Annotated in this window: 20 protein-coding genes; 7 read left to right on the top strand and 13 right to left on the bottom strand. The window is 58.7% G+C overall.

Translation table 11 applies throughout. The annotated features are described in order from the left end of the window. Positions 1-105 precede the first annotated feature (105 nt). On the bottom strand, positions 106-1,137 hold the full coding sequence (locus PGW49_RS07290) for a glycosyltransferase family 2 protein (RefSeq protein ID WP_270226090.1): 1,032 nt from the start codon (positions 1,135-1,137) through the stop codon (positions 106-108). Beyond that, positions 1,130-2,332 carry a UDP-galactopyranose mutase gene (glf, locus tag PGW49_RS07285; RefSeq protein ID WP_138112167.1) on the bottom strand — a complete coding sequence of 401 codons (1,203 nt, stop codon included), beginning with the start codon at positions 2,330-2,332 and terminating at the stop codon, positions 1,130-1,132. Before glf ends, PGW49_RS07290 begins: the two co-directional genes overlap by 8 nt. 232 nt (positions 2,333-2,564) lie before the next feature. Between glf and pta the strand changes: the two genes are divergently transcribed. Further along, complete coding sequence (gene pta, locus PGW49_RS07280) at positions 2,565-3,545, top strand: phosphate acetyltransferase (protein WP_138112166.1); 981 nt, start codon at positions 2,565-2,567, stop codon at positions 3,543-3,545. Between the two features lie 549 nt (positions 3,546-4,094). Here pta and PGW49_RS07275 read toward each other — a convergent pair. The 9 genes from PGW49_RS07275 to rnd all read right to left on the bottom strand — a co-directional run bounded on the left by PGW49_RS07275 (position 4,095) and on the right by rnd (position 13,112). Continuing rightward, complete coding sequence (locus tag PGW49_RS07275; protein ID WP_270226089.1) at positions 4,095-5,273, bottom strand: acetate/propionate family kinase; 1,179 nt, start codon at positions 5,271-5,273, stop codon at positions 4,095-4,097. 164 nt (positions 5,274-5,437) lie between these two features. After that, positions 5,438-6,616, bottom strand: a complete 1,179-nt coding sequence (locus PGW49_RS07270) for an acetate/propionate family kinase (protein WP_055309796.1) — start codon at positions 6,614-6,616, stop codon at positions 5,438-5,440. Positions 6,617-6,736: 120 nt separating this feature from the next. After that, a complete protein-coding gene (locus PGW49_RS07265) occupies positions 6,737-7,897 on the bottom strand; it encodes an MFS transporter (RefSeq protein ID WP_270226088.1) in 1,161 nt (386 codons plus the stop codon). 119 nt (positions 7,898-8,016) lie between these two features. Continuing rightward, positions 8,017-8,907 (bottom strand): LysR family transcriptional regulator, encoded by an 891-nt coding sequence (locus PGW49_RS07260; protein WP_270226087.1) that lies wholly within the window; start codon positions 8,905-8,907, stop codon positions 8,017-8,019. A gap of 41 nt (positions 8,908-8,948) precedes the next feature. Further along, on the bottom strand, positions 8,949-9,284 hold the full coding sequence (locus PGW49_RS07255) for a histidine triad nucleotide-binding protein (protein WP_270226086.1): 336 nt from the start codon (positions 9,282-9,284) through the stop codon (positions 8,949-8,951). A 49-nt stretch (positions 9,285-9,333) separates the two neighbouring features. After that, the gene (gene xseB, locus PGW49_RS07250) at positions 9,334-9,600 is read right to left on the bottom strand and encodes an exodeoxyribonuclease VII small subunit (protein ID WP_270226085.1); all 267 of its coding nucleotides are present in this window, start codon (positions 9,598-9,600) and stop codon (positions 9,334-9,336) included. 42 nt (positions 9,601-9,642) lie between these two features. Further along, entirely contained in the window at positions 9,643-11,094 is a 1,452-nt protein-coding gene (gene xseA / locus PGW49_RS07245) for an exodeoxyribonuclease VII large subunit (protein ID WP_333494010.1), read from the bottom strand. Between the two features lie 115 nt (positions 11,095-11,209). Beyond that, positions 11,210-11,914: a zinc metallopeptidase gene (locus tag PGW49_RS07240; protein ID WP_022094105.1), complete on the bottom strand. Its 705-nt coding sequence runs from the start codon at positions 11,912-11,914 to the stop codon at positions 11,210-11,212. 64 nt (positions 11,915-11,978) lie between these two features. Next, positions 11,979-13,112: a ribonuclease D gene (gene rnd / locus PGW49_RS07235; RefSeq protein ID WP_270226084.1), complete on the bottom strand. Its 1,134-nt coding sequence runs from the start codon at positions 13,110-13,112 to the stop codon at positions 11,979-11,981. A 98-nt stretch (positions 13,113-13,210) separates the two neighbouring features. Between rnd and PGW49_RS07230 the strand changes: the two genes are divergently transcribed. The 5 genes from PGW49_RS07230 to PGW49_RS07210 all read left to right on the top strand — a co-directional run bounded on the left by PGW49_RS07230 (position 13,211) and on the right by PGW49_RS07210 (position 20,040). After that, positions 13,211-14,128, top strand: coding sequence for a diacylglycerol/lipid kinase family protein (locus tag PGW49_RS07230; protein WP_055309791.1), 918 nt, complete (start codon positions 13,211-13,213; stop codon positions 14,126-14,128). 408 nt (positions 14,129-14,536) lie between these two features. Beyond that, positions 14,537-16,468, top strand: a complete 1,932-nt coding sequence (locus PGW49_RS07225) for a C69 family dipeptidase (RefSeq protein ID WP_270226083.1) — start codon at positions 14,537-14,539, stop codon at positions 16,466-16,468. Between the two features lie 402 nt (positions 16,469-16,870). Then, a complete protein-coding gene (locus PGW49_RS07220; protein WP_270226082.1) occupies positions 16,871-17,443 on the top strand; it encodes a hypothetical protein in 573 nt (190 codons plus the stop codon). Positions 17,444-17,549: 106 nt separating this feature from the next. Beyond that, on the top strand, positions 17,550-19,301 hold the full coding sequence (locus PGW49_RS07215; protein WP_270226081.1) for an ABC transporter ATP-binding protein: 1,752 nt from the start codon (positions 17,550-17,552) through the stop codon (positions 19,299-19,301). After that, positions 19,294-20,040: an energy-coupling factor transporter transmembrane component T family protein gene (locus PGW49_RS07210; protein WP_022094111.1), complete on the top strand. Its 747-nt coding sequence runs from the start codon at positions 19,294-19,296 to the stop codon at positions 20,038-20,040. The genes PGW49_RS07215 and PGW49_RS07210 overlap by 8 nt, the downstream gene beginning before the upstream one ends. A 125-nt stretch (positions 20,041-20,165) precedes the next feature. On the opposite strand, the gene PGW49_RS07205 is transcribed toward PGW49_RS07210, so the two are convergent. Then, the gene (locus PGW49_RS07205) at positions 20,166-20,912 is read right to left on the bottom strand and encodes an aspartate/glutamate racemase family protein (protein WP_270226079.1); all 747 of its coding nucleotides are present in this window, start codon (positions 20,910-20,912) and stop codon (positions 20,166-20,168) included. 84 nt (positions 20,913-20,996) lie between these two features. Beyond that, positions 20,997-22,253 (bottom strand): carboxylate--amine ligase, encoded by a 1,257-nt coding sequence (locus PGW49_RS07200; protein WP_035137907.1) that lies wholly within the window; start codon positions 22,251-22,253, stop codon positions 20,997-20,999. Between the two features lie 222 nt (positions 22,254-22,475). On the opposite strand from PGW49_RS07200, the gene PGW49_RS07195 reads away from it, so the two are divergent. Continuing rightward, positions 22,476-23,108, top strand: a complete 633-nt coding sequence (locus PGW49_RS07195) for an MOSC domain-containing protein (RefSeq protein WP_270226077.1) — start codon at positions 22,476-22,478, stop codon at positions 23,106-23,108. Positions 23,109-23,210 lie beyond the last annotated feature (102 nt).

Here is a 23,210-nt window from a genome sequence, read left to right as displayed (position 1 = left end):
AGCCGGAAAGCACTTAATGTGCTTTCCGTGCGAGCAGGACTGTTCGCAGTAGCAAACTAAAGGCCAAGGGGCCCAGTCAACCTATCAACAGCGATTACTCAGCAGCTAGTTGAATTTGAAGATCTTTGAGGCAAGACGGTATAGGCCGAGTGTGGTTTTGTCTCCGGCCCGTCCGCGCAGATTGGTGAAGAACCCGACCACGCCGTAGCGGGCACGACGATACATGCGCTCGTCGTAGGCCTTCAAATCATTCCACAGCGTCTTCAGGCGCTCATCGGCGCAATCTTCCTCGGAAAGCTTGGTAAGCACCGAGCAGATCGCCATCATCATGGTGAAGTAGCCCATCATGTACGAACGTAGACGCGAGGACTCGACGTCCTGGTACAGGTGGAACGATTCCATCATGATGCGCGTTACGCGGAACTGCTGACCCAGGCGCTTGACCATCGTGGCCTCATTGACGCTCTGGCCCTCGCGACCGATAAAGTAGCGATAGAGGTCGATGTCGGCGTAGTACATGGTCTTGCAACGCGGCAGCGGCACGTAAGCGTAGATGTTGTCCACGTAGAAGGTGTGCGGCGGCATGGGCAGGTTAGACTCGCGCAGCACATCCGTGCGATAGCACAGGCTGTGCATGAGCAGATTCTGGTCCAGACGGAAATGACCGATTTGATCCCAGGTAAAGATCTTTTTGCGCGGCAGGGCAAACTTGTAGCCAATAGCGGTATGTGTGCCCTCGTAGACCTTCTCGTACACATAATTCGAGATAAACAGGTCGACGCGCTGGTCGCGCTCCTCAAAGCCACGTAGAATCGACAGCATGGTCGAAAGCGCCGCGCCATCGAGCCAGTCATCCGAGTCAACGACCTTGTAGTACGTACCGTGCGCCTCACGCAGGCCCGAGAGGACGGCGATACCGTGGCCGCCGTTTTCCTGGTGCACCGCGCGGATAATGCCGGGATAGCGGGCCTCCCACTCGTCGGCCTTGGCGGCCGTCTCGTCCTTGGAGCCGTCGTCCACCACGATAATCTCGATATCGGTAGCGTAATTGCTCCCCTCCAGAATGGAGGTGATGCAATGGTCCATGTCCTTGGCGGCGTTATACGAGGGAATACCGAATGTTATGACTTTATGCATGGCAGGCGATAATCTCATCCGAAAGATCGAGGGCAGAATTGGTTACGGCGTCCATGTCGTAGTAGCGATACTCGGCCAGACGACCCACCGGGTGGAAGTTCGTCAGGTTCTGAACGCGCTCAAGATAGCGTTCATAGAGCTCACGGTTCTCGGGCTCAAGAATGGCGTAGTATGGCGTCTCGCCCGAGCCGGGCGTATAAGCCTTGGAGTACTCCTTCATGATGGTGGTCTTGCCGGGCAGGACCTGACCGGTCATGTTCTTGAACTCGGTAATGCGCGTGTAGTCCTCGCTCGTAGTGTAGTTGACGGTGCCCACGGGCTGGAACTGGTCCATTTCGAGCGTCTCGAATTTCATGTCAAGCGTGCGGTACGGCAGGGCGCCCAGGTCGAGGTTGAACAGCTCGTCGAGCGGACCGGTGTAGACGATCTCGCCGCCATAGACCTTGCCGTCGATCTTGACGGTGGTCTCGTCGATCTCGAAGAGATCGCGAGCATCCACGTCACAGAACACGTCAATCAGATCGTGGTCGAGCATATGCTCGAACAGCGCGGTGTAGCCGTCCTGCGGCATACCCTGGAAGGGGGCCTGCGGGAAGTAGCGATCATCGTCGCCCACAAAGACGGGAACGCGGCCGGTGATCGAGGGATCGATTTGATCAGGCGTCTGGCCCCACTGCTTCATGGTGTAGTGCAAAAAGACGTTCTCGTAGACGTAGTCGGCGACCTCAGCCAAGTCGGGGTCGTTCTTCTTGCGCAGCTCCATAATGGGTACCTTGACGTCCTTGCCAAAGGTCTCCACGAGCTTCTGATACAGCTCCTCGCCACGCTCGTCACCAAAGGCGAGCTTAAGGCTCGCGTGGTTAAAGGGCACGGGCATGAGGGTGCCGTTGATGTTGGCGAGCACCTTGTGCTGGTAGTCCGTCCACTTGGTAAAGCGCGACAGGAAGTTGTGCACGCGCTCGTTAAAGGTGTGGTAGATGTGCGGACCGTACTCGTGGACCAGGATTCCCGCCTCGTCAGTGCAGTCGAAGGCATTACCCGCAATGTGGCTACGGCGCTCCAAAACGGCAACACGATAGCCGATAGTTTCGGCAAGACGGCGGGCGCAAACGGCACCGGCATAACCGGCGCCGACAACGATCATGTCGTACGCACCGGCATTAAAGCCTTCAGGCAGGCCTGAGGTAATCTGCATCGATACTCCTTGTCAAAAGCCACACGCTTTTTAACTGGGCTTTTTCTCGAACATACGTCGAGACATATTTATCAGAGCGATTATAGCGCTAATGCGTCCTATAATGAGCTTGCCACACAAGGAAAGCTCAAGCACCGCGGCGTACATTATTGAAAGGTAAACCCGCTAGCAGCGGGTTTATTCGTGTACAGCCGGGCGCCTGGAGCTTAGCGAAACGCTTGTAAGGAGTAACATGAGCGATTTCCTAAACCGTATGAAGTCTGCCGCCAAGGCCGACCTTAAGACCATCGTCCTGCCCGAGGGCGAGGACCCGCGCACCATCGTCGCCGCCACCAAGATCATCGAGGAGGGCCTGGCAAAGATCGTCATCCTGGGCAACCCCGACGAGATCGACGTTCCCGGCGCTACCGTCATCGACCCGCGCAATGCCGAGAAGCACGAGGAGTACGCGCAGAAGTTTGCCGAGCTCCGCGCCAAGAAGGGCGTTACCATCGAGCAGGCTCGCGCCCAGGTGATGGACGCCACCTACTTTGGCACCATGATGGTCAAGATGGGCGACGCCGACGGCCTGGTCTCCGGCGCCTGCCACTCCACCGCCGACACCCTGCGCCCCGCGCTGCAGATCCTCAAGACCGCCCCGGGCACCAAGCTGGTCTCGGCCTTCTTCGTGATGTGCACCGATACCCCGCAGTTCGGCACCGACGGCACGCTGATCTTCGCCGACTGCGGCCTCAACATCAACCCGTCCTCCGACGAGCTCTCCGAGATCGCCATCGCCTCCGCTCACTCCTGGTCCACCTTTATGGGCAGCGTCGAGCCGCACGTGGCCATGCTCTCCTACTCCACCATGGGCTCCGCCGGCGGCGAGGTCGCCAAGAAGGTCCAGGAGGCCGTTAAGTTCTGCAAGGAGAAGGCTCCCGAGCTCGCCATCGATGGCGACCTGCAGCTCGACGCCGCTATCGTTCCCACCGTCGCCCAGCTCAAGGCCCCCGGCTCCTCCGTTGCCGGCAAGGCCAACGTGCTTGTGTTCCCCGATCTCGAGGCCGGCAACATCGGCTACAAGCTGGTCCAGCGCTTCGCCGGCGCCGACGCTTACGGCCCCATCCTGCAGGGCATCGCCAAGCCGGTCAACGACCTTTCGCGCGGCTGCTCTGCTGACGACATCGTGGGTGTCGTGGCCATCACTGCCGTCCAGGCTCAGATGGCTGAGTAGCGAACATATCCCCTCGGGACCCTACAGGGTAAAGCTCTGAAAACGTCCTCGGACATGCATGAAACCCCCGCTGCGCACTTCGTGCGGCGGGGGTTTCATGCGTCCTGCGGAATATTTTCAGAGCTTTACCCTGTAGGGTCCCTGCCGTCACATGGCATTCAGGGCATCTGGAGTGGACGGCGGCTTGGCTACGAGCTGGGGCTGAGAATCTGAATGGTCGGGTGTCGTTGTTGGAAGCGCAGGCGATGCCAGCGGTGATCACTTTGGGACCGAAATGTTGGCTGCGGTTCGATGTCTGGCCACCGGAAAGCATGTCCCGGTTTGAAGGCGGATTGTGGGATGTGGCTTCCGCTTGGGACCTGTTTGGGAAACTTTGGGACGGAATTTTGCTTTATTGTGGGTCACACTTTCCGCAACGTGCCTCAACCGGAAAGCGTGTCCCAGTATTTGCGCTCGAAATGGGATGGGGTTTCCGCCGTCCGCCTGCTAGCAAAAAGGCCTCCGGAGCTGTTGCTCTGGAGGCCTTTCGTTTACTTGCAAATGCGCGCGTTAGTTGTTCTTGGTCAGACGCTCGACGTCGTGGGCGATCATGTATTCCTCGTCGGTGGGGATGACCATGACCGTGACGGCGGAACCGGCGGCACTGATGACCTGCGGGCCGTTGCCCACAGCCTCGCGGTTCTTGTTGTTGTCGATGCGCACGCCCAGCCACTCAAAGCAGTCGCAGAAGGCCTTGCGAATCGACCAGTCGTTCTCGCCGATGCCGGCGGTAAAGGTAATGGTGTCCACGCCCGCCATGGAAGCGATCATGGAACCGGCCTGCTGCATGGCCTTATAGGCGAACATATCGAAGGCGAGCAGGCAGCGCTCGTCGCCCTCGGAGGCGCGCGTGCGGATGTCGCGGGCGTCGTTGGAGATGCCCGAGATGGCAAGCAGACCAGACTGCTTGTTCATCATGTCATCGACTTCCTGGTAGCTGTAGCCGCCCTCGCGCTGCAGGTAGCACACGGTGGCCGGGTCAATGGAACCACAACGGGTGCCCATCATCAGGCCATCGAGCGGCGTGAGACCCATCGTGGTGTCGCGGCACACGCCATCCTCGATAGCAGCGAGCGAAGCACCGTTGCCCAGATGGCACGAAAGCAGACGGTGACAGCGCGAACCCAGGATCTCCTTGGCCATCATCCACTCATAGCGGTGGCTCGTGCCGTGGGCGCCGTACTTGCGCACGTGGTACTTGTCGCACACGTCCTTGGGCAGCGCGTAGGTGTAGGCAACCTCGGGCATGGTCATGTGGAACGAGGTGTCGAAGACCGCCACGTTGGGCAGCTCCGGATACTTCTCACGGCAATACTCAATCGCCGCGGCCTCGCCGTAGTTGTGCAGCGGAGCAAGCGGTGCCACCTCAAGAATCTTGGCCATAACCTTGTCGTCAACAACTGCGGAATCATCGAAGTGCCAGCCGCCCTGAACGATGCGATGCCCAATGCCATCAATCGTAAAGTCGGTCTTCTCGAGCTCCTCGAGCACGCGAGCGATAGCAGAGCGATGATCGGGGAAAGGGACCTCCTCGGTCTGCTTGGCGCCACCGTTCTCGGAGTGGCCAAAGATGCCCATGTCCGAACCGATGCGTTCGCAGTTGCCCTTGGCGAAAACCTCGCGGGTATCGGTATCCAAAAGCTGATATTTAAGGCTTGAGCTGCCGGCGTTGACAACAAGTACGTTCATGAGACTCCTTTGCAGTGCAATACGGTCGACGCAGGCCCCTTAAGGCGGCCGCATTTTAATAAGAAGTTATCACAACTTGATAAATAGCTATCAGGCATTTCGCCCAACGAGCACAAAAGAGGGGCCGAACGGCGCTCGGTCGTCCAGCCCCTCCCCTCTTGCAATTACTTGCCGTTGACGATGCGCTCGACGTCGGAAGCGATCATGAACTCCTCGTCCGTGGGGATGACGAAAATCTTGACCTTGGAATCCTTGGCAGACAGGCACCAAGCGCCGTCACCACGCAGGGCGTTGCGGGCATGATCCATCTTGACGCCCATAAAGGCCAGACGGTCGGCAACGCCGGCGCGAACAGCCGGAGCGTGCTCGCCGATACCGGCAGTAAAGACCAGGGTGTCCATACCGCACATAGAAGTAGCCATCTCGGCAGCCTTGGCGGCAATCTTGTAGACAAACATGTCGAAGGCGAGCTGAGCATCGGGGTCACCAGCGGCGGCAAGCTCCTCGACGTTGCGGCAGTCGTTGGTCTTGCCGCCGGTCACAGCCAAAAGGCCGGACTTCTTGTTCATCATCTCGTCGACCTCGTCGAAGGTGTAGCCGCCCTCGCGCTGCAGGTAGCACACGGTAGCCGGGTCGATGGAGCCGCAGCGGGTGCCCATCATGACGCCGTCGAGCGGGGTGAGACCCATGGTGGTGTCCATGCACTTGCCGTCCTCGATGGCGCACAGGGAAGCACCGGAGCCGATATGGCACACGACGACCTTGCGAGCCTCGCCGTTGGTCATCTCGGCGACCTTCTTGGAGATGTAACGGTAGCTGGTGCCGTGGGCGCCGTACTTACGGATGTGCAGCTTGTCGCAGACGTCCTTGGGCAGGGCGTAGGTCTTGGCGACCTCGGGCATATTGAAGTGGAAAGCAGTGTCGTAGACCGTGACGTTGGGCAGGTCGGGATACTGCTCCAGGCAGTACTCGATAACGTTGGCCTCGGGGTTGTTGTGCAGCGGGGCGAGGGGAGCGACCTCGCGGATCTTGGCGAGGACGTCCTCGTCGACGAGGGAGGAATCGCCGAAGTACCAACCGCCCTGAACGATACGGTGGCCGATGCCCTCGATCTTGACGCCGTTGGCCTCGAGGTCCTTCAGGACGACCTCGATGGCGACCTTGTGGTCGGGGAACTCGATGTTCTCGGTCACTTTCTTGGAACCGTTGGCAGCGTGGGTGAAGGTACCGCCGGTAAAGCAGACGCGCTCGCAGGAGCCCTTTGCGGACACCTTGTGGGACTTGGTATCGATGACCTGATACTTAAGCGTCGAAGATCCTGCGTTGACGACCAGAACGTTCATGTGTCTCCCTACTAACAGGCGGTGTGGCGCCGCCAGGTTACATACGCTTCAATAATAAACCCAAACGCCCTCGCGCTCGGGTTTATTGCGTTGATATATAAGTTATCGGTGTCCAAATACTCACGGCCTTTGACTTGTAAGACGAAAGAGCGCGGGGATATACACCAAGGAAGAAATCCCGAGCGCAACAAGCAATACGACTCGAATGCCTGCAACGCTACTCAACACAGCGTTGAGCAGATAGAAAAGAACAGCACCCACCGCCACCATCTGGCTTTGAACCGAAATCAGTGAACAGCGCATCGATGAATCGGCAGCATTTTGGAAAACTGAGTATTTGATTGGGGCAAACAACGAGTACGTAACCGTCTGCAGCACATAGAACACGGGCAGCAAATTAGCCGGAGTAAGGGGGATCAAAAACAAAGCTGTCAATACTAAGCGAATGATGCCGCAAATACGCGCAAAACGGCCCTTGTCGACATGAGCAATCACACTGGGCACAATAAGCCCCATGGAGGCCGAGGCAAGGAGCTGGACCGCAATGGTCGCACCCGAAGCGACGGCATTCATTCCGCGACCCGCAAGCAGCAGTGAGAAAAAGTCTTCCAGGGCGACAAAAGCAAATGCCTGAGAACAGTCCATGATGAACGCTGAACGAAGAATGCCATTACCCGCAATAGCGGCACCGATCATCTTCGGGCTAATTCCACGCTCAGGTGCCCCCGCAGTGCCCCCTCTTCGCATCTCAGGAATGCAGACAACGACAACCAACGTCAACACCATTGCGATGATATCTGCCGAAAGACCAATGAGATATGCACCGACAGACGAAATGAAACCGCCCACGCAAGAGGAGATGGCATAAGAGGCATAGAAAACAAATCGCTCAAAGACATTAAGTCTTACGAGCTGGTCCTGAGAGACGCTGTCAATGTAAATCGCTTCGATGGATCCGCTCACACATGCAACGGCAAAACCTTTGAGAGCAAACGCGCCGATTAAAAGCAGAGGAGAACGGACGAGAAGCAGGGCGGCGTAGTATCCAAGCATCCCCACGACGCCAACGAGACCACTTGTCTTTCGTCCAAACCTATCAGCAATATAGCCAGTGGGAACTTCAAGGATGAACTTGCTCACTTGATATGCAATCATCATGCTAGAAATCGCTGCCATCGAAAGTCCGACGAACTCAAGGTAGACAGTTAGGAAATACAAGATGGTGCTGAAGTTCGACAGGAAAACGAACGTCATATAAAGCAAAACCGTACGATTTTTCATGTTCCGCCCTCCAAGAGCCAATAACCCAAGCCGAAATCTTGGAAAAGCATGAGGGCAAAGCCGTCAGTCATGTGTTACAAGGCGTCAACATTCACTTGACGCCACGAGGCCAAATGGCCTCACGAAGCGAGATGACGCAATAGGTGAAGGAAAACCGTCTGGTGTCGATCGGTCCAGGCATTTTGTCGATAGCAAAAGTAGATGGGCAAGGCTACGTCATGCGAGCCTTCAATGGAACACTCGCTCACTTCCAGTCCATCTGATGCGAGAGAAGAGCCAGAAAAGCTCAATATCAATCCCCCGGCTTGAAGAAACTCAGCCTGCGCTCTGTTTCCGTATTCGACGTCGCGGAAGCGGAAATTAACCAGCTGAGCTTCGGGGCATTGATTGATCGCATTGAGACAGGGCGACAAATTAATGGGAACAGCTAACCTGCCGCCCAGTAACTCACGAACGGTCATAGCACCCACAGATTGATGACCCGCTGGGCACGAAAGAACCTTGAGCTCCTTTTCACCCAAGTATTTCGAAGAAAGGACACTGTCCCTTGGTTCCTCAAATGAGATGGCCGCATCCGAAATGCCAAGCACAAGTGATTCAAAGCATGTAGCCGTTGGCTGATGCCAAACATCAAGGTGAATCTGAGGGTGCGAGCTTTCAAACGAGTCGTACCAGTTTTCGGAAAAAAGACGCCCCCGCCCGTGAAGACAGGGGGCGTAAAGACGGAAATGGCCGTCGGGCGAAACGCCGCCGTTCCCCGATTGAGCGTACTTTTTGAGATCGTCGACTTGCGCCAGGATCACGCGTGCACGATGCGCAAATTCTCTGCCCGCCGGAGACAAAACAGCCTCCCCCGCCGATCGGTCGAGCAAAACAATCTGATACTCAGATTCCAACTTTTTTATTGCCGACGAAACGGCCTGCGGACTCACGTGAACGGCGCGAGCCGCTTTGCGCACGCCGCCATAGTTCGCTACGGCTTGAAGGTATTCGAGTTGAGAAAGCTGCATAGATTACTCCAAAGGCAGCCAAGTCGACGGGCTACGCGCCCTCAGATGAGGTTCTCGCCCAGGCTCTTGCCGCCGAGAACGTGCATGTGGAAGTGCATGACGGTCTGGCCGGCGTTGACGCCCTTGTTGGAGATGACGCGGAAACCGTCCTCCAAGCCCTTGACCTTGGCGACCTCCTGGATGGCGTGGGCCATGGCGCCCATGGTCTCGGCAGGTACGTTGTCGGCGATGTCACTGTAGTGCTTCTTGGGGATCACGAGCGTGTGAACCGGCGCCTGGGGGTTGAGGTCGTCGAAGGCGATGACCTGGTCGTCCTCATAGACAACGGTCGAGGGGATCTCGTGGTTGGCAATTTTGCAGAAGATGCAATCGCACATGGTTGGTTCCTTTCTCACAGACCAAGGTAATTATATTTGGTCGGAGTGGTTAGAACGAGAGGTTGTCGTCCGTGTTGGCGGCCTCGCCGTCGGCGAGCACGTCGTTGCCGTCGACGTCCTTAAGGAGCACCGAGACCTTCTGCTCGGCATCGGACAAGCGAGTACGCAGGCTCTTGAGGAGCTCTACGCCGCGGGTATAGCTCTCGAGCGACTCCTCAAGCTCCATATCGCCCGACTCCAAGCTGCGGATGATGAGCTCCAACTCCTGCGAAGCCTGCTTGTACGTAAGCTGCTCGATCGGGGTCTTCTCTGCCATATCTGTTTCCTTTCCTAAAGGTTTATCGCTATGAAACGCGGTCTACTCGACCGTATTGACCGTTGCTGCCACGTTGCCGTCTGCCATGCGCACGCGGATGGCGTCGCCGGGCTTAAAGGTCTTGGCGCTCGTAGCCACACCATCATCGCTGTATGCGATGGAATAGCCACGGGCAAGCACCTTGAGCGGCGACAGGGCATCGAGCGACGCAGCAGCTCGGCCCAGGTCGGACGCGGGTTTGCTGAGCATCGTACGTCCCTGATGCTCCAGACGGGAACTCGCAAGCGTGAGCGCATGGCGCTTGCCATCGAGTCCCGAGGTGCTTGTAGCCAGACGCTCGGGCAGGCGTTCAAAGCTGGATCGGAACGCCCCGACCGAGCGCGTTATGGCACCGGACAAACGATCGGCCGTCAAGGCAAGCTCTGACTCACGACGCTCGACCATAAATGTCGGATCGTTGAGACACGGGCGGCATGCGGCCGCATCGAGCGCGTCGCCCAAGCGAGCCGTATAGGTATCCCAGGAACGACGGCCACGCTGATCGAGCATCTCCAGGTCGACCTGGGCCGACCCAATCATCGATGCCATCGCGGCACCCAGACGCTGATGGCGCGCCTCGAGCACATCGGCCAACTCCGTCATGGCCGGCGCCACCGATTCGGCCGCCGCCGTGGGCGTGGAGGCGCGGCGGTCGCTCACCATGTCGCAAATCGAGGTATCGGGCTCATGGCCAATGCCGGTCACCACGGGCACAGGGCAAGCCGCCACCGCGCGGGCAAGCTCCTCGTCGTTAAAGGTCATGAGGTCCTCGAAGGAACCGCCACCACGCACGAGCAAAATACAGTCGGGCGCTGGCGTAATGGCAGCGGCGCGGCGCAAGCCTTCAATAAGCTCTGTCGGCGCACCCTCGCCCTGGACCTTTGCGCCCACGCAGACAAGCTCGACGAGCGGGTTGCGACGGCGCAATGTGCGCTTAACGTCGTCGATTACGGCACCCGAAAGCGAGGTGACGACCGCCACACGCGAGCAAAACACCGGAATGCGGCGCTTGCGTGCTTCGTCCATCAGGCCCTCGCGACGCAGCTTTTCGGCCAACTGAGCCACCTGCTGACGCAGCAAGCCCTCCCCCGCCAGCGAGAACGAGCGGGCGACGAAGCTCATGCGGCCCGTGGCCTTATAGAGATTGAAGCTGCCCTTAAAGCTTACCTGCATGCCGTCGCGCAGATCGAAGGTACGCTTGAGATAGGCGCCCTTCCAGATGATGCAGTCGACGGCGGCCGAGTCGTCTTTAATCTGGAAGTAGCAGTGGCCGCTTCGGGCGTTGGGACCACGGAAACCCGTGACCTCGCCCAGGACACTCAGCTGCGGAATGGCATCGAGCGCACCGGCGGCGATCTCCACCGCCTGGCTCACGCTGAGCTCCTTGCGCTCCTGCTCATCCGAACCGTCAAACTCGGCGGAAACGGCATTGCCGGTTAGATTCCAGCCTGCCACGCAGCCTCCTTTCGTCATCGTGCACAAGGGCTTCGGCCCTGCGCAAATTCAAGTCCAACACATAGTACAGCGCCGCGGGGACACGAATCCCCGCGGCGCCCAGCGACCCAATTTGTTATCGGTTGGAGTTTCTGTTGTAGCGAGCCATAAGATAGAGCAGCTGAATAATCGAGGTGAGAGCTGCAGCAACATAGGTAAGTGCGGCTGCCGTCAGCACCTTCTTGGCGCCGTTGACCTGCTTGGAACTCATACCCGACTGCTCGATGTACGCCACAGCACGTCGGCTGGCGTCAATCTCAACAGGCAACGTAACGAGTTGGAACAGCACGCTAAACGAGAAGAAAATCAACGCGAGGGTCGTAAGCCCCGCGATGTTCATAAACAGGCCCATGAGTAGCACGATGGTCCAGGTGTTCTGGGTAAAGTTAACGACCGGGACCAGGGCGGTGCGCACCTTCATCATGGCGTAGCCGCTTTGACGCTGGGCGGCATGGCCCGCCTCATGGCAGGCCACGGCAACGCTTGCGACCGATCCGCCCGAACGGTTGGCATCAGAGAGGTACAGGTTGTTGTCCTGCGGGTTGTAATGGTCGGTGAGCTCGCCAGCGACACCCTTGATACCCACGGCGTTACAACCGTTGGCATCGAGCATGCGGCGAGCGACCGTGGCACCCGTATCGCCGTCCGAGCGAACCTTGGACCAGGTTTTGTACGTCGAGTTGATATAGTTCTGTGCGGCAAGGCCAAGCACCGTGCAGACAAGAACAACCAGCAGGTACAGCGGGTCGATGCCAAAGCCGTATCCATAGTAATAAGGCATGCGAATTCCTCCGAATCGAGTTACACGTTGGAGGCATTCTACCCACTCAAGCGGCTAGGCTTCCTTACAGCAATTCGATTTTTCCGTCCTTCACCGTCAACCCCATATTGCCGGAAAGCAGATCGTCCAGGCGCGAGCCCACAAGCTCAAAGCGCCAGCCTTCGCGCAAGGGGCTCTGCTCGGGATGCTCAATATAGTCGGCCAGGTCATCGCGCGAGGCGATGACCGAGGTCGCCACGCCAGAGCGCTCGGCAACCAGGCGAATGAGCGCATACATCAGGTCCGTCACGCTCTCCAACTCCGGCGAAATCTGGCGATGCCCGCGCACCATGAGCGGCAGGCGATCGTGCGGGCAGCTCGCGCCGCGCTTGATGGCCATGAGCGCACCGTCCACGTCGCGCTCCCCCAACTGATCGGTACCGCGAATGCTACGGAACTCCTCAACGCGCACGGGATTGCGCTTAACGAGCGCAAGCAGCGTGTCGTCGGACATGACCCACTTGCGCGGGATGTTACGGCGCTCGGCGCGGTCCTCGCGCCAGGCGGCGAGCTCGCGCGCGATGCCCAACTGGTGACGGCTGCACGAATTGATGCGCTTGACCTTGCGGAACGCCTCGTGGCGATCGGCGCGATAGTGCGACTCGTCAGCTAGCGGGCGCAGCTCGTCGAGCACCCAGCCCACACGGCCCAGCTCGCGCAGGCGGCTCATCATCTCGGTATAGGCGACGATCAGGTACTTGACGTCATCGATCGCATACTCAATCTGCTTATCGGTCAGCGGGCGGCGCGACCAGTCGGTCAGCGACTCGGTCTTGGGCAGCGATACGCCGCAGAACGTCTGAACAAGCGCGCCATACGAAATCTGCTGGCGCTCGCCCAAAAAGGCGGCGGCGACCTGCGTATCGAAAATCGGTCGTGGCAGCACGCCCACGGTATGGAGCATGACCTCCATATCCTGCGAGCACGCGTGGAAGACCTTGGTCACGCTCTCGTCGGCCATAAGCTCGGCCAGCGGCGAGAGGTCGTCGATCACCAGAGGGTCGACCGCTACGCTCTCGGCAGGGGTGGCAATCTGAACCAAGCACAGGCGCGGGTGGAATGTGCGCTCGCGCAAAAACTCGGTATCGACGGCAATCGCGTCGAACTCACGGGCGCGCTGGCAAAAGTCGAGTAGAGCCTGATGTGTGGAAATGTACATATCAACCCATCGAATAAGGTTAGGCCCGAAAAACACGGGTAGGATATCGGCATTGCCTTACAACTATACTCGGTTAGTCACAGAACGGGAACGTAAGTATGCGCTGCCTTATCATCCACAACCCGGCATCGGGCCCCAGCTCAGATGAAATCTACGCATTCACGCACGCCCTCGCGCAGGGCGGCGACGAGGTCGTGATGCGTTTTATCGGCGATGGCATGGAGCCCGAGGATGCCGTGGCAGACGTGCGCGAGTTTGACCGCGTGGTCGTTTCGGGCGGCGACGGCACCGTCTCCAACGTGCTCGACCAGATGCGCGGGTGCGGTGTCCCCACGCTCGTCTTCCCCTCCGGCACAGCCTGCCTGTTCTTCAACAACATCGGCAATGCCCCCGAGGCAGCGGCGCTCGCCAAAGCCTGCCGTGCCGGTCGCACGGTCAAAGTCGACATGGGTGAGCTCTTTTGGCTCGACGAGAACGGCAACGAGAAGCGCCACGGCTTTATCATCATCGCCGGCTCGGGCTTCGACGCCGAGATCATGATGAAGGCCGCCCCCACCAAAAACGACATCGGCGAGATCGCCTACTTCCTCTCCGCGCTCGCCACGCCCAATCCCACGGTGGCGCACTTTACGATTGAGCATGACGGCATTGTCGAGGAGCTCGACGGCATCTGCTGCATGGCCGGCAACACCTCGGTCATCCAAAACGACATCAACCTGTTCCCCGACTGCCGTATGAACGATGGCATGGTCGACATTGCGGTCATCGAACCCGTGCGCACCGTGCAGCTGCTGCCTACCGTGATCACCGCCGCACTCGACCCCGCCGGCAAGGTACTCGGGCGCCCGCAGTTCAAGATCATCCAGACCAAGGAAGCCAAGATCACCTGCACCCCGTCGCTGGGCATGCAGTTCGATGGCGAGATTATCTCCAGCAATTCGGGCGTCTTTGGAGCCCGCGCGCTTCCACAATGCCTCGACCTCATCGTCGACGAATTCTCCCCGCTCGGAAAATAGGAGGACCCTATGAACGACAATCCCCTGCTCGGCTTTATCATCATCGTTTTGGCCATGCTCGTCGGCTATGCGATCAACGTGATTCACCGCCGGAAGAAGTAATTCCACATTGGTATGATATTCATCCAATTATCGTCTCCCCTGCTGTTTATGCATTTGCCAAACAGCAGGGGATTTTCATTTCAGGCATTCCCAGCTACTTTATTCGGCTACAGTAATTACAGGGCGTCTTTATTAAAGTAAAGCTACAAACTGAGTACAATTAACCGCTCGTCACATATTTCATCACGCTTATCGAGTAAGTGTCTTTCATAGATGAATATTGTTTCCAGTTCGTTACGCTAATGGGGTGTCTTTATTGGCTGAAGCCCTCTGGCGACAGAGGGCTTTCGCACGCTGGGAGGGAAAATGAGGAAGACTCACCCCGTCAACGCGCTCAAGAAGCTAGGCATAGGCCTCGCCTTTGGAGCTGCAACCATCATGTCCATGCCGACATCTGCGCTCGCCTGCACGCAGATGTACATGGGCAAAAACTATACGGCCGACGGCAATACGTACTACGGCCGCGCCGAGGACTTTGGCAAGCGCTATCTTAAGCACTACGGCATCGAACCTGCCCACGAACCTGGCTTTAAGTACAGCTCGATTGAATCTGCTTTTGAATACACTTCGAACAAGCCTACCTATCGTTACAGCTATGTACGCGACCACCCCTCCAACTGGATGGGTCGCACCGACGCCTATTCCGAGGCCGGAATCAACGAGAAGGGCGTCTCCTGCTCTGCCACGCTAAGCACTTCCTATAACGAGGAGGCCGATGCAGCAGACCACATCGATGAGAAAGTGGGTCTGGGCGAGTACAGTTACGGCAGCATCATCCTGGGCGAGAGCGCCACGGCCCGCGAGGGCGTCGAGCTTCTCGGCAGACTGATCGATGATCAAGGCGTCTGCACCAACGACCAGATCATCATCGCCGACAACAACGAGACCTGGCTGTTCGCCACACTTTCCGCCCATCAGTGGATCGCCATGAAGCTCGCTGACGACGTCGCGTCGCTCAACCCTAATATCGGGAGCCTCAACTACGATGTCGACCTTGATGACCCCGAGAACTGCCTACACTCCGAGGGCATCGAGTCCATGCCCGTGGAGAAGGGCTTCGCCAAATACTCCGCTGACGGCAAATTCGATGTCGCCCAAACGTATGGCGAAAGCCTCGCCGATTCCGGCGTAAACCAGTGGTCCCGCTATGTGCAAGGCCGCGATTATTTTGGTAGTCAGCTGACCGAAGGCACAGATTACGACATTATCACAGTAAAGAAGGATGGAAAACCTGACCAAAAGGGAGCCATGGTCAGCGAAATCCAGCCCCTGTTCTTCAGGCCTGGCAAGTCTGGCTGGAGCACCTTTGAGCTGATTCGTGCCTTTGGCAACCGCGGCGAGAACGTCCCTGGCCTCAACGCGAACACTGATGGTGTTTATTGCATCGGCAGCGAGCGCAACACCGAGATCAACCTCTTCCAGATTCGTCGCGGGTATGACCCCGAAGTCGCTACCATCCAGTGGGAAATGCTCTCCCGCGCCGCGTACTCCGTCGCCATCCCGTTGTACTCCGCTCTGATAACTGAGGTCAGCCCGTACTTCAGCGATCAGACCGTCTCCTTCGATCACTGCAACCAGACTGACGTCGTGTACAACGAGGAGCCCGAGAACTCAATCAACTACGTCCTCATGGACATCAGCTCGCTCTGCTTCGAGAACCCTGACACCCTTGGTGTCAGCGTCCGTGCCTACCTCGATGCGCTCCAGAACGAGCTTATCGAGCAGAACAAGGAAGTTGACGCCGCCATGCTGGCCGAGACGACCACCGAGGGCCGCACTGCCCTGGCCAACAAGGCCGGCAAGGCTGCTACCGAGAACACCTACAAGAAGTGCAAGGCACTGCTCCAGGAGATGCGCGCCTATCAGAAGGCCGAAAACTTCGACCAGCCCTTTACCCCAAGCGACCTGAACACCGAGACCAACGGCCTCAAGGTGTCCATCACCTACGCCAAGGATGCTCTTGCCACCGATCCGGTCACCCCGGATCAGCCCGGCACTCCTGAGCAGCCTGGCACTCCCGAGCAGCCCGCTAAGCCCGAGCAGCCGGCCGCCAAGCCTGAGAAGCCTGGCAAGTCCGACACCACGACCACGGTAACCACTAACAAGACGAACACCAAGGGCGGCCTGCCCACCACTGGCGATCGTTTTGATGGCCGCATGGTGGCCGCATTCGCCATCGCTGGCGTTGCCGTCATCTCCGCGGGCGGTTACTTCCTCTACCGTCGCAATAAGGAGTAACGTCTTAGCTGAGCGGGCAAGGCAGCAATGGCAGCCTCTCGCCCGCTCAGCCCACTCTTTTGACCGGCGGGAAACCCGCCTGAAATCTTTTCAAAAAAGATTTCCCCGCACACACTTTGCTGTGCTATAGTGCAGCGCAACAGCAACTAGGTGCGACCGCGCCATGGCATCACGAAAGGAGCCACCGACATGAAGAACACGATGAAGTCTCTTAACAACTGGTGGTGGCGTGATGCGAATACGATCGGTCGACAGTGAGTCCCTCACGCCTGTTTTTGCGCTCTAGGTGATTGGAAGGCCTCCGGTTTCGACCGGGGGCCTTTTTCTATCTCGAGCCCGATCGCATTCGCATCACGCGCCTCCGCTTTTCTCTTGCACTCCCCTTCCGAAAGGATTTTCACCATGTCTCAGAACACCGCCGCCACCCAGCCCCGCACCGTCCAGACCGCCGACCGCGGCAAACTCGATGTCCGCGCCCTCGTCCTGCTTGCCATCCTGCTCGCCGCCGGCTTCATCCTCAACTTCACCGTCGGCAAGGCCATCTCAGGCATCTCGGGCGGCATGATCAGCCCCGAGTTCATCATCTCGGCCTTCTGCCTCACCATCCTGGTCGTTCGCCCCAACATCGGCCAGGCGCTCGTTATTGGCCTCATCTCGGCTGCCGTGATCCAGATCACCACCACTTCGCCGTTCGTCGATTTTGCCGCCGAGGGCATCGCCGCCATGCTCATGGCCGGCATCGTCAACGCCGCTGGCAAGAACGGTCAGGTCAAGCCCGCCATCGCCATTGTCGCAACCTTCCTGACCACCTTTGTCTCCGGCGTCATCTTCATGATCATCAAGATGGCCATGCTCGGCGTGGTCGGCGAGCTCGCCGCCGCCATGCTGCCCGTCGTCGCCATGACCGCCGTCTTTAACGCCATTCTGGTCGGCGCCCTCTATCTGCCCATCCAGAAGGCCCTGAAGCTCAACTAACCCACAGTGCCCCATCGGTAAAGACTGTCCCAAACGGCTAGCTTTTGGGGATGTTCTTAAACGACTAGTCATTAAAGAACGTCCCCAATGACTATGAAAGGTATCCATGGAAACGATCATCAACGTCGACGATGTCTCGTTCTCCTATGGCACGCAGACCGAGCAGGCGCTCAGCCACATCTCGCTCAGCGTGAACAAGGGAGATTTCATCGGCATCATCGGGCCCTCGGGCGCCGGCAAGTCCACGCTTGCCGCCTGCCTGTCAGGTGCCGTGCCCCACCACTACACCGGCGCGTTCTTTGGGTCCGTCATGGTTGACGGCCATGACACCTGCGAGGTCTCGCTGACCGACGTGTCACAGATCGTCGGCAGCGTGCTGCAGGATATCGACACGCAGATGGTCGCCTCGGTCGTCGAGGACGAGATGCTCTTTGGCCTCGAGAACTTTGGCGTTCCCCACGACCAGATCGAGCAGCGCGTGAGCGAAACGCTCGAGACCGTCGGCATCAGCGACCTGCGCGACCGCGAGATCGCAACCCTCTCGGGCGGACAGAAGCAAAAGGTAGCCATCGCCGCCATCCTCGCCATGCGCCCGCGCGTCTTGGTTCTCGACGAGCCCACCGCGGCACTCGACCCCGCCAGCTCCACGCTGGTCTTCGAGACCCTGCGCGAGGCAAACCGCACACTTGGAATCACCATCGTCGTCGTTGAGCAAAAGGTCGCCCTGCTCTCGGAGTACTGCAACCGCGTGCTCGTGCTCAACCATGGCGAAATCGCGCTGCAGGGCGAACCACACGAGGTCTTCGCGCATACCGACGAACTCCGTGCCATCGGCGTCGACTGCCCTCGCGTCACGCGCATCTTCAATAGCCTCGAGGCCGATGGCCTGGTAAGCGGTACCCCTTGCTTGGATGTCGATGAGGCCGAGCGCCTGATTTCGGGCATCGTCGACCCCGCACACGCAAGCAACGACATTCAGGCACCCGCCGGCTCACCGCACGCACCGTCGTTGCGCCCGCACGCCAAGGACGCCGAGCCCGTGCTCACCTTCGACCATGTTGAGTTTGCCTATCCCAATGGCGGCGCCGCCGTACACGACCTCAACCTGACCCTCTATCCCGGCGAGCTCGTGGGCATCGTCGGCCAAAACGGTGCCGGCAAGACCACGCTCACCAAGCTGCTCACGGGCCTGCTTAAGCCCGCCTCGGGCAGCGTGCGCGTTACGGGGCTGGATACCGCAGCCGTTCCCACGAGCCGCATCGCCCGCGAGGTTGCAACGCTCTTCCAAAACCCCGACCGCCAGATCTGCAAGGATACCGTACTCGACGAGGTCGCTTTTGGCCTGGAGCTTGCCGGCATCGACCGTGCCGAGGCTCTGCGCCGTGCTCAACTTGTTATCGACCGCTTTGGCCTGCCTGCCGATGAGGCACCTTTCTCACTTTCGCGCGGCCAGCGACAAATGGTGGCGCTTGCCTCCGTCGTAGTGGTTGAGCCCAAGATCGTCGTGCTCGACGAGCCCACGAGCGGCCTTGATTACCGCGAGTGCATGACCGTCATGGAAACGGTGCGCACCATGGCCGAGCGCGGCTGCGCCGTTATCATGGTCTGCCACGATATGGAAGTTGTTTCCGACTTTGCCGAGCGCATCGTCGTCATGACAAACGGTCACATCCTCGACCGTGGCCGCACGCACGAGCTATTCTCGAACATCGATCTCATGCGGCGTGCCTACGTGGAGCCTCCCCAGGTTATTGAACTCTCGCGCCGTCTGGCATCTTCCGTCTCACCCGCTTTTGCGCAGGTGAGCGAGGTCACCGATGTCGTTCGAATTACCAAGGAGATGGTCCACCGTGGTTAACGTCATCGACTACATGCCGGGCGATACGCTGTTGCATCGCCTGAACCCCGTCGTCAAACTGGGCCTCGCCGCCGCCATCATCGTCGGCATCTTCTTGTCCGACACCTACGTGGCGCTGCTGGGCTTTTTGGCACTCACCCTTGCGCTGGGTGCCTATGCCGGTGTCGTCGACCGTCTGTTCTCGCTGCTCAAGTTGCTGATTCCGCTCGCGCTTATCATGCTGGTGCTCCAGCTGGCCTTTATGCGCGATGGCAACGTTGTGTGGGGCTTTATCACCGACACGGGCCTCATCACAGGATCGAAGGCCTGTCTGCGCCTGCTGGGTGTGGCGTTACCGCTCATCCTCATGCTCATGGTGACCAAGCTCAACGACCTTGCCAACGCCTGCGTCGAGGTGCTGCACGTACCGTATCGCTATGCCTTCACCTTTACCACGGCGCTGCGCTTTGTGCCGGTGTTTGGTCAGGAGATGAACGCCATCATGGAAGCGCAGACCGCACGCGGCGTCGAGTACGACACCAAGAACCCCATCAAGAAGCTTAAGCTCATGCTGCCGCTGTGCGTGCCACTGCTCATCTCGAGCGTGGGCAAGACCGATGCCACGGCCTTGGCGGCAGAACAGCGCGGCTTCTATCTGCGTACACGCGCCAGCTCGTACAAGCGCTATCCCATCAAGGGCCTGGACATCGCCGTGCTCATCGTCAGCATCGCCCTCATCGCCATCGGCTTCCTATTCTAGTTCACCACCGACAGCAACCGCCCAACGTAAAAGGCCTCGGCTCGCACCAAACGAGCCGAGGCCTTTACTGTTTCATCAGATAAAACCTGCCAAAATTAACCTCTCCCTTTTTGGCGGGTCGGAAGCTAGAGACGGTAGGGGGCGCCGCTGCGGATGATGGATTCGCGCACCAGGACATCCATGGCGTCGAGGGTGATCTCGGGCATCTCTCGGTACTTCTGCAGCACCGATAGCTCGGTGCAGGCCAGAATGACGCGGTCGCAGCCGCTACAGGCGAACTCCCACATCACGCGGTCGAACTTATCCATATCGGGCTCACGTCCGGCCTTCACATCATCGTAGATAAGCGACATCACATCGTTCTGACGTTTCTCGCTGGGATAGACGACCTCAACACCCGCAGCCTCGCATTCGCGGCCGTAGACGCCCGCGCCCACGGTTCCGTCGGTTCCCATGATGCCGATCTTGTGCACCGGCTCGTCCGGCATACTCAGGTTGGGGTCGAACTCGCACTCCCCCATCACCGCACCCGCAAGGGCATAGCGAACCGACTCGCGTGGCATGTGGATAATCGGCACTGTGGTAAACGACTGGATCTGGTCGTAGAAGTAGTGTGACGTGTTGCAGGGAATGGCAATGTGCGCACAGCCCAGCGACTCGAGTGCCTGGGCACACTCTTTCATGGTCGCCAGCAGCTTGGCATGCTCGCCGGTCTTAATGGCCAGCGTGCGGTCGGGCATGGTCGACTTGGAGAGCACCACCATGTCGATATGTTCTTGATCGCAGGCAGCAGCCGTATGACGCACCACCTGGTCGTAGTAATACGACGTGGCCTCGGCGCCCATGCCGCCGATAACTCCCAGCTTTTCCATCGCCGCCTCCTTGGTGACGCTTGCGCAATTGCGCGTATCATACCCGCGCCCGCCCGATGCAAACCGGACGGGCGCCGCACTCATCTACTTGTAATACGTCTTGAACAGCTTAAAGTGGCGCAACTTGGTGTGCCACATGCGCAGCCAGCGGTTAAAGACAAAGTCGCCCTTCATAAACGAAGGGTCGGCGCCCTTGCCTTCCTTGTCCAGGCGATGCACCTTAGCGCGCAGCTCGGGATCCTTGACGTACTTGTCGACGACGCCCATGGGGACGACCATCCACAGCGCCTCGTCCTGCGCCGTCACAAACTCCGGCTCAAACGGGCGGTTGAACACATACTCGTCCACCACATACTTGGCAACGTTAAAGCCGCTGTTGGTGACGTAGTAGTTGCTGCGGCCCTGGCGCGTGTTGAAATCGAAGAACTTAAACGAGCCATCGCGCTCGTCGTACTTAACGTCAAAGTTGGAATAGCCCACAAAGTGAAGGTCCTCGAGCAACTTGCGCACGCCGCCCATGAGTTCGTCGTTAGGCTCGGTAATGATACAGGCATGGTTGCCGACACCGTGGGGCTGATGCTCCTCGAGCAGCACATGGCCCAGGCACATCATGCGGACCTTACCGTTGCGGTCGGAATAGCTGGTGAGCACGCGCATGTACTCGTCGTTGCCGGGCACGCGATCCTGCAAGATCAGATCGTCGGTGTAGCCGCTGGCATACGAATCGCGAATGACCTGTTCCAGCTCGGCGCGGTCGGCAATCTCATAGGCCTTCTTCTGGCCCTCGAACTCATGCTGCCACCACATGATGCCGTCAGAAGGCTTCAGAATCATCGGGTAAGGGAAATCGATCTGGTCGAGCACTTCGGCAGGCGCCTCACCCTGAGCATTGAGCATCGCCTTGGTAAAGGTAAACGTGTGTGGATAGGGCACGCCATGCTTCTCGCACAGCTCGTAGAAGATCTCCTTCTTCTGGCACTGCTCGAGCATGCTGTAGGGCGCGTAGGGCGCGACGATGTTATCCGCCAACTCATGAGCATCCTTGGCCTGAGCCACGAGGGCAACATAGTTGTCGCCACAGCCCACAAGGACAATCGTCTTATCGGCATGCGCTTGGGCAATGCCGTTGACGGTTTTGAGCATCACGGGCATGGTGTCGATATCCACGTTGGGCGTGTAGTCGATAATCTGGCTGCGGTACGCGGGACCCGTCTGGTACTTGCCAAAGACCAGACTCTTGACCTGGTACTCCTCGTAGAAGGCGCGCGCCACCGAATAGGCGTTGATGTCGCCACCGAGCAGCACGGGAATGAACTCGCGCTCTGTAAATTGCAATGCCATGGAAACTTCCTATCATGAACTGCCCACACAACGGGCGGTCTTTGCGCAACTGATTTATTCTAGCGTGCCAAGCCGCCGGTGCCCAAAGCTCCACCGTATCTATGGCAATCGACGTAATCGTCCAGCACGAAGACGGCGCCCACCGTTGTATGACAATGGGCAATGAACCTACCGTTGTTGTAGGATTCAGCGTATTGACATCTTCGAGCGAAAGGTGCACACGTGCCCCAAGACCATCCGACCGATAATCCCATCCTCAATGCCGCGAGGCGCGAGCTGGCGGAACGTGCGAAAGCGACCGCTCCCCTGTGCACGGCAAACGACGCCTACAACGGACCCGCCCGCATCGTCTCGATCAACACGTCGGCACACAAGGGCACGCGCAAGTCGCCCGTCGCCGACGGGCACGACACCGTTATAGAGCAATTTGGCCTCGCCTCCGACGCACACGCCGGGCATTGGCACCGCCAGGTTTCCTTTTTAGCTGCAGAGTCTATCCAGACGGCGCAGGCGCGCGGGCTCGATGTGCACGAGGGTGACTTTGGAGAGAACTTCACCACGCAAGGCATCAATCTACTCTCGCTCCCCCTGGGAACGCAGCTCAAGATTGGCAACGATGTCCTGGTCGAAATCAGTCAGATCGGTAAGGTCTGCCACACCCGCTGTGCCATCTACTATCTCGCCGGCGACTGCATCTTTCCCCACGAGGGCGTTTTTGGCGTGGTGCTAAAGGGCGGAGAGGTCCATACCGGCGACGAAATCCAGGTGGTCAAGCTCGGCGACGGCACTTGCTCGTTCACCCCCGCCGAGGCGCTCGAAGAGATTGAGCAGGCTCGCCAGGAGGGCACGCTGTAGTTGTAAAACCCCACGTTGAGATAGCTTTTACAGCCCAAAGCCCCTCTTAAACAGGCCCCCGTAACGTTAAAGTTGAACTCTATGGTTTCTCAACAATTCATC

This window comes from Collinsella aerofaciens, assembly GCF_027679495.1.
Taxonomy (GTDB): Bacteria; Actinomycetota; Coriobacteriia; order Coriobacteriales; family Coriobacteriaceae; genus Collinsella; species Collinsella aerofaciens_AK.
Note: the sequence above shows the minus strand (reverse complement) of the source record. Positions and strands in the feature narration are given on the sequence as shown.